The following is a 15778-nucleotide window of genomic DNA, read 5'->3' as shown; positions in this document are numbered from 1 at the left end:
GCGCGCGCCCAAGTCAATCGCCGGTGCGTCAGCCGAAGAAGGTGCGCCCGGTGCGCTGACGCTGCGCCGGGGCGGTGAAGATCGCGCCCGCAGACACGCGGCTGCCGCGCACTACCAGCAGCACCTGATCCTGCGCCTCCAGCCGCACTTCCTCACCGGGGTGCTGGATGCTCTTGCCATTGGCATGGTCGATCTGGACGACGAAGAAAGCGCCCCGACCGCGCCGTTCGGCCTCTCCCACGGTCACGCCGGTCATTGCGCCCTTGTCCGACACGACCACCATTTCCAGTTCCAGCCCGAATTCGTGCAGGCCGCGCTTCATCTGGCCCATCTCGGCGGAATTGGCGACGAACCCGGCGGTCGAGGGATAGAGGATCATCTCGGCAATCCGCTCCGCGCCGATATGGGTGGGCAGCACCACCTTGTCCGCGCCCGCGTGTAGCAGCTTGCTTTCCGTGGTCGGCGCCTCGCCGCGCGCGATGATCTCCAGGCCCGGATTCATGTTGCGGGCCGACAGGGTGATGAACACATTGGCCGCATCGTCGGGAAGGACCGTCGCCAATATTTTCGCCCGGTCGATGCGGACGGTGCGAAGCGCGCTTTCCTCGGTCGCGTCGCCGCGATGGCACAGATAGCCCAGCGCCTGCGCCTCGGCGATCTTGCCGCCGTCGCGCTCCAATATGACAAAGGGCGTACCCGCCGCGTGTAACTCCTTGGCCAGTTGCACGCCGATCCGGCCAAAGCCGCAAATCACCACATGGCCGCTCAGCCGTTCGATCAAAGTCTGCATACGATCCAGTCCCAGCAATCGGCGCAATTGAATGGCCGCGAACATCTGCACCAGCGCGCCGGTCAGCACGATCATCCCGGTGCAGCCCAGCACCATCGTGGCGATCGTGACGGCGCGCAAATAGGGCGTGGCGATCGGCCGGACTTCGCCATAACCAACTGAAAATATTGTTAAAGTTACCATATAAGCGGCGTCTGCGACCGGCCAGCCCGCCGCGACATAGGCCGATACCGCCGCGACAAAGACGATGCCGACAAAGATCAGCGTCCCCACCAGCAGCCGCGCTGGCGAGGCAAAGAGGCTGGCGGCGTCGCTGCCCGTCCGGTCCTGTGCCATGGTCCCTGCTTCCCCCCGAAGCCTGCATAGTGGTGGCGCTTTTGCGCGTCGCTGTCGAGTCCGCTGATGACCGGCGGGATGCTTCACGCTAGAGCGTAGCGTGATGACGATCGACCCGCTGCTCCTGCTGCAAGCCTATGCCATCGGCGTGTTCCCCATGTCCGACGATCGGGAGGCGGAGGAAGTCTATTGGGTCGAACCCAAGCGCCGGGCGATCCTGCCGCTCAACGGCTTTCATATGTCGCACTCACTGTCGAGAACGCTGCGGCGCGACCGTTTTCGCGTCACCGCCAACCGCGATTTCGCCGGGATCGTGGCGCTGTGTGCGCAGGCCGCGCCGGATCGGCCATCGACCTGGATCAACGGCCCGATCGAACAATCCTACCGCCAGCTCCACGCCCATGGCTTTGCCCATTCGATAGAGGTGTGGGAAGGGGAGGAACTGGTCGGCGGCCTTTATGGCGTGTCGCTGGGCCGCGCCTTCTTTGGCGAATCGATGGTGTCACGCCGCACCGATGCGTCGAAGGTTGCGCTGGCCTGGCTGGTGGCGCGGCTGCGCTTTGGCGGCTTCACCCTGCTCGACTGTCAGTTCATGACCGATCATCTCCACTCGCTCGGTGCGGTGGAGATCGGCCAGCGCGACTATCTTCAGTTGCTGGGGGCAGCGGTCGAGGGCGTGCCGCTGGGGGCAGGGGCGGGCGTGCTGTCGGCAGGCGCTGGCGTCGCGGCGGAGCTGGCGTTCGCGCCGCTGGCAGGGGAGGCGGCGACCGGTTCGCCCTTGCCGCCGATCTTGACCGAATCGGGGCCGCTTTCGGGCCATGCCATCGCGCAGCTTCTGACCCACACGTCATAGACCGGGTGCTGCACGACATTACGGTCGGGCCGTTCGCGGAACAGCCAGCCGGAAAAATTGCGCCGCCATTTGCCGTCGGCGCTGCTGCGCACGTCCAGCTGCACGAAGGCGCCGGTTTCCTGCACATTTTCCCATGGCGCGCTGGTTTCGCAGGCTTGCAAGCGCACGATTGCGTCGCCCACCCGCATCGCTTCGCCCGGCTTCATCGTCAGGTCGCGGGTCAGGCCGTTGCGCTTGTTGAGCAGGCCGATCACGGCCGTGCGCTCTGCCATCGGCGTACCGGGCAGAGTGGCGGCGTCGCCCGAACGGATCGGCGTCCCCTGCACCCGGACCGGACCGGTCTGGTTGGCGGCAGGCACGTCATTGTCGCCACAGGCGGTCAGCGCCAGCAGCGGCGCGCCAAACAGGATCGACAGGCAAGCCCCCGCCGGACGGCGGATCATGATGCGTCGGGGCTCCATGCCTCATAATCGCCGGTCGCCTTCTGGCGCAGGCCGCCCTTTTCCATCGCGCCGGATGGGCGATAGGCTAGCGCGGTGCCGGTGGCGTTGGGGGTGAATTCCCGTTCCCAGATGCGCGGCGGCGGCAGGAAGCTTTGGGGCGTCCCTTCGATCGAGTGATGCAGCCAGCCATGCCATTCGGCCGGCACGCGGCTGGCGTCGTTCGCGCCGTTATAGATCACCCAGCGGCGCGGCACGCCATGGACGTCGCTGCCGCCTTCATAATAGACATTGCCCTGGATATCCTCGCCGATCTTCCGGCCCTTGCGAGCGGTGAACAGCGAGGTGCCGATGGTCGCGCCATCCCACCAGGTGAAGATCTTGCCGAGAATTCCCATGGCCCACGCGCTTAGCCGCTGCGACGGGGGATTGGCAAGGTGGATATGCGAGAATTGCACGTCGGATTGGGATGCAACGAGCCGGACCAATTCACCACATCTCCGTTCGCCCTGAGCCTGTCGAAGGGCCGCACTTCTTGAGAAGAAGGACAAGGCTTCGACAGGCTCAGCCCGAACGGATGTTATTGGATGCTCCCCTAAAGGACTGGCGGGCAAAAATCGGAGCCGCCCACCGTGCCTTGCTTGCGCGGTGCGGCCTGCGTGCATGGACCCCACTGCACGACGTCGCCCTCCCTGATCCCCAGTTCCGCCGCGCGCCCGCCGCGCAGCTCCAGCACGGCGGCGACCGGCACCCCTGCCGACACCGGTTCGCGCGAATAAGGGACGGTGTTCGCGCCGATAAAGGCGATCGTCCCGTCGGTGCGGATGAACAGCATGTCGAGCGGGATCAGTGTATTCTTCATCCAGAAACTCGCCGTGCGCGGCGGGTCCATGGGGAAGAGCATCCCGCCATTGTCCGCCAGTGATTTGCGGAACATGAGGCCCGCTTCCTGCTGCTGCGGAGTTTCGGCAACCTCCACCGTGAAGCGCCGCGCGCCCTTTTCGGTCTGGATCACCAAAGGCAGCAGCGCGGCAGGGGCCTGCGCTGCGGTAGCGCTGTTGTTGGTGGCTTGCGGGTCGGCCGAACAGGCGGCGAGCAGGGCCAGAGCGATCGGGGCAGGAAGGCGCGTCATCCCGCTTGCCTAATGCGATTCGTGGCTCATGGGGAGGGGATTAACCCTCATTCCTCTGCCTCCGGTACTTCGCCCGGCGCGGCATCGACCCAGCGCCGTGCGATCGCATAGCTATGGCCGGCGCGCAGGAAGGCGGCGATCGCTTTTTCCCGCTGCTTTGGGTCCGGCATCACGCTGGCATAGGGGCCGACCCGTTTGCGCCGGGCATAGCGTTCCGCCGCGATCCAGGTTTCGGCGTCTACCTGCGCATCGGCATCCGTCCGGTCGGCCGGTGCAATGCCCGCCGCGCGCAGGCTTTCGTTGATCCGGCGCGCGCCATAGCCCCGGCGGCCCAGCGCCGCGCTCTTCATCACCGCATATTGGCTGTCATCGACATAGCTGAGCGCCGCCAGCCGTTCGACCAAAGCGGGCAGGTCCGCAGGCTGTTCCCCGCCCCAGCCCCGTTCCTTGACCTTGCGTTGCAGATAGGCGAGCAACTTGCCCCGGCTGGTCGCGAACCGGCTGACATAACGCAGCGCGGCTTCGCGCAGGCTGTCCTCGTCAAGCGGTGGGCGGGGGCGTTTGCTGGTCATGTTGGACCATCATGCGCCAGCCGCCATGTTTATGCCACAGTCGGGCCGGAATTTCACCGTGCCTTATGCGCTACAAGGGCGGACTGGAATGGAATATCCGGTGCATGTCGCGGTCAAAGATGATAGCGGCCGCGCCGATCACATAATTTATGACATTGGGTGAAACCAATATGACGGGTTCGCAAGAGATGATGGCACCGACGCCGACCACTGATGATCTGCCGCGCCGCTTCTCGGACTTCGAGACGCTGGGCGAGGCGCTCGACTATGCGGCGCAGGGCGTTCGCGGCCTCAATTTCCACGATGCCCGTGGCAATCTGGCGCGGCCCTATCCGTTCAGCGAGCTGCGCAGCGATGCCATCGCCTGCGCCCATCGCCTGATCGCTCATGGGGTCAAGCCGCAGGACCGGGTCGCACTGGTCGCCGAAACCGGCGTCGATTTCGCCCAACTGTTTTTCGGTATCATCTATGCGGGTGCTTGGCCGGTGCCGCTGCCGTTGCCGACCAGCTTTGGCGGCAAGGAAAGCTATATCGACCAGCTCAACGTCCAGCTTTCCAGCTGCGACCCGATGCTGTTCCTGTTTCCACAGGAACTGGCCGAGATGGCAGGCAAATCCGGTCGCCAGAAGAATGTCGAAAGCATCGCGTTCGAGGATTTTATCGCCCGCGACGTGATCCCCGCCGATCTGCCGCAGGCGCAGACGCAGGACGTCGCCTATCTGCAATATAGCAGCGGATCGACCCGCTTCCCCCATGGCGTCGCCGTGACGCATCATGCGCTGCTCAGCAATCTGGCCGCGCACAGCCATGGCATGGAAGTGCAGGACAGCGACCGCTGCATCAGCTGGCTGCCCTGGTATCATGACATGGGGCTGGTCGGCTGCTTCCTGTCGGTCGTCGCCAATCAGGTGTCGACCGATTACATGAAAACCGAGGATTTCGCCCGCCGTCCGTTGGCCTGGCTGGACCTTATCAGCCGGAACGAGGGCACCTCGATCAGCTACTCGCCGACCTTCGGCTACGATATTTGCGCCCGTCGCATGTCCAGCCAGACCAAGGCGCAGGACCGGTTCGACCTGTCCCGGTGGAGACTGGCGGGCAATGGCGCGGACATGATTCGCCCTGATGTGATGCAGAGCTTCGTCGATGCCTTTGCCGACGCCGGTTTCTCGCCCAACGCCTTCCTGCCCAGCTACGGCCTGGCCGAAGCGACCTTGGCCGTGACCATCATGCCGCCGGGCGAGGGGATCATCGTCGAACTGGTCGAGGAAACCGACCTGTCGGGCGGCGACGCGACCGAAGGTCGCCCGCAGCGCTTCCGCTCCATCGTCAATTGCGGCAGGCCCGCGCGCGGCATGACCGTGGAAATCCGTGACGAGGATGGCGGCCCGCTGAACGAGCGCCAGATTGGCAAGGTCTGGACCACCGGGCCATCGCTGATGGTCGGCTATTTCCGGGACCAGGCCGCGACCGACGCCTGCATGGCGGACGGTTGGCTCGATACCGGCGATATGGGCTATCTCAGCGACGGCTATCTCTACATTGTCGGCCGCGCCAAGGACATGATCATCATCAACGGCAAGAATCACTGGCCGCAGGATATTGAATGGGCGGTGGAGCAGCTGCCCGGCTTCAAGCAGGGTGACATCGCCGCCTTCGCCATCACCACGCCGGGCGGGGAAGAAGCGCCCGCCGTGCTGGTCCATTGCCGCACGTCCGACAATGACGAACGCTCCCGTCTGCGCGACCAGATCCGCGAGCGGGTGCGGGCGATCACCGGCATGAACTGCGTCGTCGAATTGGTGCCGCCGCGCACCCTGCCGCGCACCAGCTCCGGCAAATTGAGCCGGTCCAAGGCGCGCAACCTCTATCTGACCGGTGAAATCAGACCCTACGACATAGCAGCGTGACAGACTGATCGCTTCGCGGTCGTCGGGCTTACCAAATCATAACCCATGGCTGCTATCGCGGGACCGTGGGTAGCAAACAGGACCATATTGCCGAACCGGACCGTCAGGCGCGTGCATCACTGCGCGCGATGATGGGCCTTTGCTGTGTAAGTGGCGACGCCGGAACGCGGGTGCTGGAATCGCAGCTGCGCACCGCGGACAGCGTGGCCTTGCTGCGGCAGGTCATGAACCTGTGCGCCCTGCTGTTCATCTGGCAGGTTTTTGTCCATTGCTGTTCGCCGGTCATGCTGGGGCTGTGGAGCGTCGCGCTGATCGGCTGCACTCTGGTCGGCGTCGTGATCGACCGTGACCGCCGTAAAGCCAATAATATCGGCCTCACGGCCCGCGATCTGCGCCGACACGGCTTTGGCGCGCTGTTGCAGGGCATCGTATGGGCGACCTGCATGGTCCTTGTTTCGCAATCGGGCGAAACGGAGGAGCTGGTTGCGCTCTGGACGGTAATCAGCTGCATCATGGTGTGCGGCGCCATCAGCTATGCCGCAACGCCGCTGTCCGCTACCGCCTTCCTCTTGCCCTGCATCGCGGGGCTGTTCGCCATGTTCCATGACGGTGGCCAGTTACCGTTGCGCGCGCTGGCGACCAGCTATGCGCTGTCGCTACTGGTCGGCTGCGTCATCTATGCCCGCACCTTCGCGCGTCAGCACAGCACCACGGTGCAGCTGGAGGAAAAGAGCGAAGTCGTCAGCCTGCTGCTGCGCGAATATGAGGGCGGCGGGGCCGACTGGTTGTGGCAGACCGATCCGCTGCGTCGGATCAGCAGCGTTTCTGCGCGCTTTGCCGAAACCATGGGGTTGGAGCCTGCCCAGTTGGAAGGAGAGCCGCTGGTCCAGATATTGGCTGGCAGCGGCTGGGAAAGCGGTCGTTTCGCTGCCGGTCTGCACAGTCTGGCCGACCATCTCAAGCGGCGCGAAAGCTTCAGCAATCTGGTCCTTCCGGTCGAGGTTCAGGGCCAGACCCGCTGGTGGGAATTGTCCGCCTCTCCCCGCCATGATGAAAACGGCATATTTCTGGGCTTCCGCGGTGTCGCGTCGGACGTCACCACGCAGCGCGAATCGGCGGACAAGATCGCCATGCTGGCGCGCTTCGATCCGCTGACCGGCCTGCCCAACCGCAGCCATCTGCGTGAAGTGCTGGATCAGGCGATGGCAGCGACGCAGGGGCGAACGTCGGGCTGCGGCTTTCTGATGATCGACCTCGATCGGTTCAAGGCGATCAACGACACGCTGGGGCATCAGACCGGCGACAAGCTGCTCAGCCAGGTCGCGCGCCGTCTGCGGCAAATTTGTTCAGGCCCGGAATTTTGCGGGCGCATCGGCGGTGACGAATTTGGCGTCGTCATTCCCACCGTCGCTGACAGCCATCGGATCGAACAGCTCTCCTCTGCGATCATCGGCGCGCTGTCCGCGCCCTATCAGGTCGATCAGCATATGCTCTATGTCGGGGCATCGGTCGGCTCGGCGATCTCGCCCATGGACGGGCGCGAATCGGAATCCCTGATCCGTAGTGCGGACCTTGCGCTCTATCGTGCGAAGGGAGAGGGCGGCGGGCTGCATTGCGCCTATGAACCGCAACTCCATGCCAAGGCGGAAGAAAGGCGGCTGCTGGAACTGGCATTGCGCGAGGCGCTGGCCAAGGATCAACTTCATGTCCTTTACCAGCCTGTGGTGGATGCGATCAGCGGCGCGGTTTTGGGTTTTGAGGCGCTGGTGCGCTGGACCCACCCGGAAATGGGGCCGATTTCGCCAGTCAAATTCGTGCCGGTCGCCGAAGAGGCGCGCCTGATCGCACCGATCGGCGAATGGGTGCTGCGCACCGCCTGTATGGAAGCGATGCGCTGGCCCGATGATGTGCGGATTGCCGTCAACGTGTCGGCCGAACAATTGACCCATCCCAGCTTCGTGTCGGCGGTCATATCGGCGCTGGCGCAAAGCGGACTGGAGGCGCGGCGGCTGGAACTGGAAGTCACCGAAAGCGTGTTCATGAACGAGGATGCGGGCGCGTTGCGGGTGCTCGACCAGTTGCTTGGCCTTGGCATCCAGTTGTCGCTCGATGATTTCGGCACCGGCTACTCCTCGCTCGGCTATCTCAGCCGCACCCGTTTCAACACGATCAAGATCGACCGCAGCTTCGTGGTCGGCGCGTCGAAAAATACGCCCGAAAGCCTGGCGATCATCCGCGCCGTCGTCACGCTGGCCGATAGCCTCGGCATGGCGACCACGGCCGAAGGGGTGGAGACCGAGGTCGAGCTGGAGATGGTGCGGCGGCTGGGCTGCACGAAGGTACAGGGCTATTATTTCGGCCGCCCCATGGCTGCGCAGGACGCGATTGGCCTGTTCCCGTCGCAGCAGGAGCGGGCGCGGGCCTAAAGTCGGATGGCCTCAGGTTGGAACCCCCAACCTCCGTTCGTTTCGAGCGAAGTCGAGAAACGAACGGGTCAAGGTAAAGTCATCCCACTCTAATTACCCAGCAACTGTCGTTCCACCATGGTCCACAGCGCGGCAAAATCCTTGGCTGGGGGCGATGCGGGGGCAAAGGCGCCGAGCGGCTTGCGACGCACCGTCATCTGCTCGATCGTGCTGGCCATCGGGATGGCGGGCCAGTCGGGCTGTTCGTCCAGCGCCTTGCGATGCAGGGTTCGGCGGCGATCGACCATCGAATAGACCGGCAGGATCGGCGCATGGCTGCCGCCGCGTTGCACCAGATAGCGCGCGACTTCGCCCATCGCCCGCTGCGACAGGGGCGACGGGATCACGGGAATGACGATCAGGTCGGCGGCGCGCAGCACCTGCTCGCTGGTTTCGGTGAGGCCCGGCGGGCAATCAAGGATGATGCGGTCATAATCCTTGCCCAGGCTCTCGATCAGCTTGGACAGCCGTTTCTTCTTGTCCATCTCGCGGAACAGATGGTCCAGGCTGCGCAGCGATGTGTCGGCGGCGATCAGGTCCAGCCCCGGCACAGTCGACGGCTGAATCAGCTTGCGGACCTCGACATCCTTGCTGAAGATCGCTTGCGCCGCGTCGCGGCTCTTGCTGTCGGTGGAAATCAGCCAGCTTGACGCCGCCTGCGGGTCCAGATCCCACAACAAGGTCCGCCGTTTCGAAATGGTCGCCGAGGCCCAGGCGAGGTTGATCGCGAAGGTGGTTTTGCCGACCCCGCCCTTGAGGCTGTAAACGGCGATGGTCGCCAATGCCGGTTCCTTTGCCATGGGGTGAAGGCTACGGCTTCCTCCCGCCAAAGCAAGCCCTCAATCATGGCAATGTTACGCTGTGGTGACGTTACAGGACGTCGCGCGCCTTTTCCGGGGGCCGGGCGATGACCGCGCCCTTGTCGGTCATCACGATGGCGCGCTCGATCAGGATCGGGTGCGCGGCCATCGCATCGAGGATCGCGGCGTCGTCGCTGGTGTCGAGGCCGATCTCCTTCACCACCCCCTCGCCCTTGCGCAGCGCGTCGCGAGGCGTCAGCCCGGCCTTGGCCAGCACTGCCGCGATTTCAGCGCGGCTTGGCGGCGTCTTGAGATATTCCACCACGCTCACGTCGACGCCCGGCGTCTCCTGCAAGATCGCCAGCGCCGCGCGCGACTTGGAGCAGCGGGGATTATGCCAGATGGTGGCCTTCATGCAGCGCTATCCAATTTATCTGAAAGCCATGTCTTGATCAGCGCCTGCCGCGAAACGCCGCGTCGGCGTGCTTCCTGATCCAGCCGGGTGATCATCCAACTGGGGAAATCCACATTGACCCGGCGCAGCGTCAGATTGGGACGGGTCGCTGCTGACAGGTCAAAATCCTGCAGGACGGACTCGCCATCATCGAAACGATCCTCAAGGCTCTTCCCGGTCATAGACGTCTATCTCCTCCCGCCTTGCCCGCCGCACCGATATGATGCGGATGCGCTCACCTCGCTCGGCGAAGATCGCCGACCAATGGCGTCCGTCGATCTGTCCGATCGCCAGCCAGCGCCGTTCGAGTGGTTCACCATCCCGCGCCGGAACGACCAGAAGTCGTTCGTCGAGCCACAGATTTTGCGCCGCGACGAAATCGATCCCGTGCTTCTCCCGATTGGATTGGCTCTTGGCGGGATCAAATTCGAACATCAGCATATTACCAAAATGGTATAATTTTGCAACCGTCGCTCATCAGTTTCCGTCCCGCGCCAACCACTCTTCCAGCCATTTGATGCTATAATCGCCGTTCAGGAACTCCGGGTCCTCCAGCAGCGCCTGATGCAGGGGGATCGTGGTTTTCATCCCCTCGATCACATATTCCTGCAGGGCGCGTTTCAGGCGCATGATGCAGCCTTCGCGGGTGCGGCCATAGACGATCAGCTTGCCGATCATGCTGTCATAATAGGGCGGCACCTTATAGCCCTGATACAGGCCGCTATCGACGCGGACATGCATCCCGCCGGGGACATGATAGCGGGTGACGGTGCCGGGCGATGGCGCGAAGGTCCGGGGATCTTCGGCATTGATGCGGCATTCGATGGCGTGACCGGTGAAGCGCAGATCTTCCTGCGCGACCGACAGCGGCTTGCCCTCCGCGATACGGATCTGTTCGCGGACCAGATCGACCCCGGTGATCATTTCGGTCACCGGATGCTCGACCTGAAGCCGCGTGTTCATCTCGATGAAGTAGAATTCGCCATCTTCCCAGAGGAACTCGATCGTCCCCGCGCCGCGATAGCCCATATCGGCCATGGCTTTGGCGCAGATGCCGCCGATTCGCTCACGATCGGCCTGGCCCAGGATCGGGGAGGGGGCTTCTTCCAGCACCTTCTGGTGGCGGCGCTGGAGCGAGCAATCGCGTTCGCCCAGATGGATGGCATTGCCCTTGCCGTCGCCAAAGACCTGGATTTCGATATGGCGCGGATTGCCCAGATATTTTTCGAGATAGACGGTGGCGTCGCCGAACGCGGCCTTTGCTTCCGACCCGGCCTGCTGCATCAGCGTTTCCAGATCGTCGGGGGAGGTGCAGACTTTCATGCCGCGACCACCACCGCCGGACGCGGCCTTGATGATGACCGGATAACCGGCCTTTTCCGCTATCGCCTTGGCTTCCTCCAGATCGCTGATCGCGCCGTCGGAACCGGGAACCAGCGGCAGGCCCAGCGCGCCAGCGGTCCGCTTGGCCTCGATCTTGTCACCCATGGTGCGGATATGTTCGGGCTTGGGGCCGACGAAGGCGATGCCATGGGCTTCGACGATTTCGGCGAATTTGGCGTTTTCGCTCAGGAAACCATAGCCCGGATGGATCGCGTCCGCGCCGGAGATTTCGGCAGCGGAGATGATCGCGGCGATGTTCAGATAGCTGTCGCGCGCGGCGGGCGGCCCGATGCAGATCGCTTCGTCGGCCAGTCGCACATGCATGGCGTCGGCGTCAGCGGTCGAATGGACCGCGACCGTCTTGATCCCCATTTCATGGCAGGCGCGATGGATGCGCAGCGCGATCTCGCCCCGGTTGGCGATCAGCAGCTTTTCAATGGTCATGGGCTGCGCGGCCTTATTCGATGACGATCAGCGGCTGGTCATATTCGACCGGCTGACCATTATCGACCAGCACCGCCTTGATCGTGCCGGACGTTGGCGCGGCAATCGCGTTCATGACCTTCATCGCTTCGATGATCACGACCGTTTCGCCAGCGGCGACCTGCGCGCCCACGCGGACGAAGGGCGCAGCGCCCGGCTCCGCCGACAGATAGGCGGTGCCGACGATGGGCGAGCGGACCATGTTTCCGGCGGGTGCTGCTGGTTCAGCGGCGGACGCGGACGTGGGGGCCGCAACCGGAGCGGCGGGGGCAGGGGCGTAGGATGGCGCATAGATGGGCGCGCCGCCGCCAGCCTTGCGGGCGACGCGGATCTTGCGATCGCCATCCTCGACCTCGATCTCGGTCAGGTGGGTATCGTCGAGCAGTGCGGCCAGTTCGCGCACCAGCGCGACATCCACCTGCATTGCGCCCTTTTCCTGCTTGTCGTTCATGGTTGACCCTTGTTTCGCATCTTAGACGTTGTTCTGGCGGCCAGCGCCTATGCCGATTTGCGCCAAAGCGCAACTTTGTAGCGTCGGCCCGAAGCAGCGCAATGGCCGCTAGAGTTCCAGCGCCGCTTCCAGCGCAAGCATATAGGACATCGGGCCAAAGCCCGCGATCGTCCCCTTGGCGGCCATCCCGACATAGCTTTTATGGCGGAATGGCTCACGCTTGTGCGGGTTGGACAGATGGACCTCGATCACCGGCACGGTGATGCCCTTGATCGCGTCGTGCAGCGCTACCGATGTGTGGGTCAGTCCGCCGGGATTCAGGATGACGGCATGGGCAGCCTCCTGATTGGCTTCCTGCAACCAGTCGATCAGATGACCTTCATGGTTGGACTGGCGAAAATCGATCGCGACATGGGCGCGTGTCGCCGCATCCTCCATCCGCTCGGCAATATCATCCAGCGTGTCATAGCCGTATATTTCCGGCTCGCGCGTCCCCAGCATGTTCAGGTTGGGACCGTTCAGCACATAGATTTTGCGCGTATCCGCCACGGCGTTCCCCTTGGTTGTTGCGAGCAGGGGACAAGCGCCCCTATATGCGGCGACGATCTTTAGCCTTTCGTGTCGCGCCAAGTCGAGACACGTTTCCATCTTGCATGAACGGGACCGCATATCGTGAGCGTCGACGGCACCATATCCATTCACATCAATGGCGAACATCGGCGCGTGCGCGACGGGCTGACACTGGCCCAATTGGCCAGTGAACTGGGCTTCGTGCCGGAAAAGGTGGCGGTGGAGCGCAATCTGGAGGTCGTGCCGCGATCGACACTGGCGCAGGTCATGGTCGAGGATGGTGACGAGTTGGAAATCGTGCATTTTGTCGGTGGCGGCGACGTTGCTTCGCTTGCCGACGATAGCTGGTCCGTCGCAGGTCAGACTTTCCGATCGCGCCTGATCGTGGGCACGGGCAAATATAAGAGTTTCGAGCAGAATGCGGCAGCGGTCGCGGCGTCGGGGGCGGAGATCGTCACCGTCGCGGTGCGCCGCGTCAATGTGTCGGACTCCAAGGCGCCGATGCTGACCGATTATATCGACCCCAAGGTCATCACCTATCTGCCCAATACGGCGGGCTGCTTCACCGGCGAGGATGCGATCCGCACGCTGCGGCTGGCGCGCGAGGCGGGCGGTTGGGAATTGGTGAAGCTGGAAGTGCTGGGGGAGGCGCGGACCCTCTATCCCGATATGGTCGAAACGCTGCGTGCGACCGAAATCCTGGCCAAGGAAGGCTTCAAGCCGATGGTCTATTGCGTCGATGATCCGATCGCGGCCAAGCGGCTGGAGGATGTCGGCGCGGTCGCGATCATGCCTCTGGGCGCGCCGATCGGGTCGGGGCTGGGCATTCAGAACCGGGTAACCATCCGCCTGATCGTGGAAGGCACCAAGCTGCCGGTGCTGGTCGATGCAGGGGTCGGCACCGCGTCCGAAGCGGCACAGGCGATGGAGCTGGGTTGCACCGGCGTGCTGATGAACACCGCGATTGCCGAAGCGAAAGACCCGGTGCTGATGGCCGCCGCGATGAAGGCGGGTGTGGAAGCGGGCCGTATGGCCTATCGCGCCGGGCGCATGGGCAAGCGTATGTATGCCGATCCGTCCAGCCCTTTGGCAGGGTTGATCTAACCTACCACCGTTCGCTTCGAGCGAAGTCGAGAAGCCGATAGCATAGTGTTCGTGTTTCTCGACCAGGCTCGAAACGAACGGAGGGTGGCTTTTCGCCAACGCAGCAAATTGACCATTGCCCATCTTGTCGCCTATGGGCTGGGGCAAGTTGAGGAGGAGAATAAGCGATGGTGAACAAGCTCTACCCCGATGCAGCGTCCGCGCTGGAGGGACTCCTCTTTGACGGTATGCATTTATGCGCGGGTGGCTTTGGCCTGTGCGGTATTCCCGAACGGCTGATCGATGCGATCCGCGATTCGGGCGTCAAGGATCTGACCATCGCGTCCAACAATGCCGGTATCGACGGCGAGGGGCTGGGCAAGCTGCTGCGCACGCGGCAGGTCAAGAAAATGATCTCCTCCTACGTCGGCGAGAATAAGGAATTTGAACGCCAATATCTGGCGGGCGAGCTGGAGGTGGAGTTCAGTCCGCAGGGAACGCTGGCCGAACGCTGCCGTGCTGGCGGGGCGGGCATTCCTGGCTTCTATACCAAGACTGGCGTTGGGACTGCCGTGGCCGAAGGCAAGGAAGTCAAGAATTTCGACGGACAGGACTATATATTGGAGCGGGGCATCTTTGCCGACGTGGCCGTCATCAAGGGGTGGAAGGCCGATGAGAGCGGCAACCTGATCTTCCGCAAGACTGCGCGCAACTTCAACCAGCCGATGGCGACCGCTGCCAAAATCTGCGTCGCCGAGGTCGAGGAAGTGGTGCCGACCGGCAGCCTGGACCCGGACGCGATCCACCTGCCCGGCATTTACGTCAAGCGCATGATCATTGGCGCGCCCTATGACAAGAAGATCGAATTCCGCACCGTTCGTCAGAAGGAAGCCGCATAATGACATCGCATGATGGCATCGCCAAGGGCTGGACCCGTGATGAGATGGCTGCGCGCGCGGCCAAGGAACTGAAAGACGGTTTCTACGTCAACCTCGGTATCGGCATCCCGACGCTGGTCGCGAACCATATTCCGGCTGGGGTTGAAGTGACGCTTCAGTCGGAAAACGGGATGCTGGGCATCGGTCCTTTCCCCTATGAGGGCGAAGAGGATGCTGACCTCATCAATGCGGGCAAGCAGACGATCAGCGAATTGCCGCAGACCGCTTATTTCAGTTCGGCCGACAGTTTTGCGATGATCCGCGGCGGGCATATCGACCTCACCGTCCTGGGCGCGATGGAGATTGCCGAAAATGGCGACATCGCCAACTGGATGATCCCCGGCAAGATGATCAAGGGCATGGGCGGCGCGATGGATCTGGTCGCGGGTGTGAAGAAGATCATCGTCGTGATGGAACATACGTCCAAGAACGGCGATCCCAAATTCATCCCGGCCTGCACCCTGCCGCTGACCGGCAAGAATGTGGTCGACATGATCATCACCGACCTGTGCGTGTTCCAGCGCCCCGACCATGACAGCCCCTTCACGCTGGTCGAAATGGCGCCCGGCGTCACGGCGGAGGAAGTCGCCGCCAAGACCACCGCTCATTATCTGGTCTGACAGCGTCATGAGCCTCGACGGCGTCTATGATGAGGGCAATGTCTTTGCCCTCATCCTTGCGGGCAAGATCCCCTCGGTCACCCTGTATGAGGATGCCGATACGCTCTGCTTCCTGGATATCCAGCCCCAGTCGAAGGGGCATGCGCTGGTCATTTCCAAATGGTCGAAGGCGCGTAACATATTGGAGATTGAGGATGATGCGCTGGCGCAGGTGATGGCGACGACCCGCAAGGTCGCGACTGCCATCCGCGCCGCGCTCAACCCCGACGGCCTGCATATCGCCCAGTTTAACGGCGCGGCGGCAGGGCAGACCGTGTTCCATCTCCACGTCCATATCGTGCCGCGCTGGGCAGGGCAGGCGCCCGGCTTTGCCGCGCACGGGCAGGGCGGGTTCGCGGACGCCGATGCGCTCAAAGCGCTGGCGCAAGAGATTCGCGCGCACCTCTGATGCGCCTCCATCGCTTTGCGGGGCGCGCGCCCTTTTTTGCCGGCGGACGT

18 protein-coding genes and 1 pseudogene are annotated in these 15778 nt (G+C 63.4%); 7 read left to right on the top strand and 12 right to left on the bottom strand.

Annotated elements, in window-relative coordinates; genetic code table 11:
* Nucleotides 1–28: 28 nt before the first annotated feature.
* On the bottom strand, nt 29–1126 hold the full coding sequence (locus ACODR8_RS01705) for a potassium channel family protein (RefSeq protein WP_489005691.1): 1098 nt from the start codon (nt 1124–1126) through the stop codon (nt 29–31).
* Between the two features lie 103 nt (nt 1127–1229).
* Here ACODR8_RS01705 and aat point away from each other — a divergent pair, with 103 nt between their 5' ends.
* The gene (aat, locus tag ACODR8_RS01700) at nt 1230–1979 is read left to right on the top strand and encodes a leucyl/phenylalanyl-tRNA--protein transferase (protein ID WP_489005690.1); all 750 of its coding nucleotides are present in this window, start codon (nt 1230–1232) and stop codon (nt 1977–1979) included.
* A gap of 35 nt (nt 1980–2014) precedes the next feature.
* Here the strand turns inward: aat and ACODR8_RS01695 are convergent.
* From ACODR8_RS01695 to ACODR8_RS01680, 4 genes and pseudogenes are all read right to left on the bottom strand, one after another.
* A pseudogene (locus ACODR8_RS01695) lies at nt 2015–2185 on the bottom strand (DUF2155 domain-containing protein); the annotation flags it as partial.
* Nucleotides 2186–2418: 233 nt separating this feature from the next.
* Entirely contained in the window at nt 2419–2817 is a 399-nt protein-coding gene (locus tag ACODR8_RS01690) for an NADH:ubiquinone oxidoreductase subunit NDUFA12 (protein WP_489005689.1), read from the bottom strand.
* A 197-nt stretch (nt 2818–3014) separates the two neighbouring features.
* Nucleotides 3015–3551, bottom strand: a complete 537-nt coding sequence (locus ACODR8_RS01685) for a DUF192 domain-containing protein (protein ID WP_489005688.1) — start codon at nt 3549–3551, stop codon at nt 3015–3017.
* A gap of 47 nt (nt 3552–3598) precedes the next feature.
* Nucleotides 3599–4123 (bottom strand): regulatory protein RecX, encoded by a 525-nt coding sequence (locus ACODR8_RS01680; RefSeq protein ID WP_489005687.1) that lies wholly within the window; start codon nt 4121–4123, stop codon nt 3599–3601.
* Between the two features lie 149 nt (nt 4124–4272).
* Between ACODR8_RS01680 and ACODR8_RS01675 the strand changes: the two genes are divergently transcribed.
* A complete protein-coding gene (locus ACODR8_RS01675; RefSeq protein WP_489005686.1) occupies nt 4273–6033 on the top strand; it encodes a fatty acyl-AMP ligase in 1761 nt (586 codons plus the stop codon).
* 65 nt (nt 6034–6098) lie between these two features.
* Nucleotides 6099–8459: a putative bifunctional diguanylate cyclase/phosphodiesterase gene (locus ACODR8_RS01670; RefSeq protein WP_489005685.1), complete on the top strand. Its 2361-nt coding sequence runs from the start codon at nt 6099–6101 to the stop codon at nt 8457–8459.
* 89 nt (nt 8460–8548) lie between these two features.
* On the opposite strand, the gene ACODR8_RS01665 is transcribed toward ACODR8_RS01670, so the two are convergent.
* The 7 genes from ACODR8_RS01665 to aroQ all read right to left on the bottom strand — a co-directional run bounded on the left by ACODR8_RS01665 (nt 8549) and on the right by aroQ (nt 12618).
* Complete coding sequence (locus ACODR8_RS01665; protein WP_489005684.1) at nt 8549–9298, bottom strand: ParA family protein; 750 nt, start codon at nt 9296–9298, stop codon at nt 8549–8551.
* A 70-nt stretch (nt 9299–9368) separates the two neighbouring features.
* Nucleotides 9369–9713, bottom strand: a complete 345-nt coding sequence (gene arsC, locus ACODR8_RS01660; protein ID WP_489005683.1) for an arsenate reductase (glutaredoxin) — start codon at nt 9711–9713, stop codon at nt 9369–9371.
* The gene (gene brnA, locus ACODR8_RS01655; RefSeq protein ID WP_294136019.1) at nt 9710–9934 is read right to left on the bottom strand and encodes a type II toxin-antitoxin system BrnA family antitoxin; all 225 of its coding nucleotides are present in this window, start codon (nt 9932–9934) and stop codon (nt 9710–9712) included. The genes arsC and brnA overlap by 4 nt, the downstream gene beginning before the upstream one ends.
* Nucleotides 9915–10193 (bottom strand): BrnT family toxin, encoded by a 279-nt coding sequence (locus ACODR8_RS01650; protein ID WP_489005682.1) that lies wholly within the window; start codon nt 10191–10193, stop codon nt 9915–9917. The genes brnA and ACODR8_RS01650 overlap by 20 nt, the downstream gene beginning before the upstream one ends.
* Nucleotides 10194–10229: 36 nt before the next feature.
* The gene (gene accC / locus ACODR8_RS01645) at nt 10230–11579 is read right to left on the bottom strand and encodes an acetyl-CoA carboxylase biotin carboxylase subunit (protein ID WP_489005681.1); all 1350 of its coding nucleotides are present in this window, start codon (nt 11577–11579) and stop codon (nt 10230–10232) included.
* Between the two features lie 13 nt (nt 11580–11592).
* Nucleotides 11593–12069: an acetyl-CoA carboxylase biotin carboxyl carrier protein gene (accB, locus tag ACODR8_RS01640; RefSeq protein ID WP_489005680.1), complete on the bottom strand. Its 477-nt coding sequence runs from the start codon at nt 12067–12069 to the stop codon at nt 11593–11595.
* A gap of 108 nt (nt 12070–12177) precedes the next feature.
* Nucleotides 12178–12618 carry a type II 3-dehydroquinate dehydratase gene (gene aroQ, locus ACODR8_RS01635; RefSeq protein WP_489005679.1) on the bottom strand — a complete coding sequence of 147 codons (441 nt, stop codon included), beginning with the start codon at nt 12616–12618 and terminating at the stop codon, nt 12178–12180.
* Between the two features lie 123 nt (nt 12619–12741).
* On the opposite strand from aroQ, the gene thiS reads away from it, so the two are divergent.
* From thiS to ACODR8_RS01615, 4 genes are all read left to right on the top strand, one after another.
* Nucleotides 12742–13743 carry a sulfur carrier protein ThiS gene (gene thiS / locus ACODR8_RS01630; RefSeq protein ID WP_489005678.1) on the top strand — a complete coding sequence of 334 codons (1002 nt, stop codon included), beginning with the start codon at nt 12742–12744 and terminating at the stop codon, nt 13741–13743.
* 167 nt (nt 13744–13910) lie between these two features.
* Nucleotides 13911–14621, top strand: coding sequence for a CoA transferase subunit A (locus ACODR8_RS01625; RefSeq protein ID WP_489005677.1), 711 nt, complete (start codon nt 13911–13913; stop codon nt 14619–14621).
* The gene (locus ACODR8_RS01620) at nt 14621–15280 is read left to right on the top strand and encodes a CoA transferase subunit B (RefSeq protein WP_302849099.1); all 660 of its coding nucleotides are present in this window, start codon (nt 14621–14623) and stop codon (nt 15278–15280) included. Before ACODR8_RS01625 ends, ACODR8_RS01620 begins: the two co-directional genes overlap by 1 nt.
* A 7-nt stretch (nt 15281–15287) precedes the next feature.
* Nucleotides 15288–15728, top strand: coding sequence for an HIT family protein (locus ACODR8_RS01615; RefSeq protein ID WP_489005676.1), 441 nt, complete (start codon nt 15288–15290; stop codon nt 15726–15728).
* Nucleotides 15729–15778 lie beyond the last annotated feature (50 nt).

Source organism: Sphingobium sp. FG58 (genome assembly GCF_057809055.1).
This window is presented reverse-complemented; position numbering and strand designations above follow the sequence as displayed.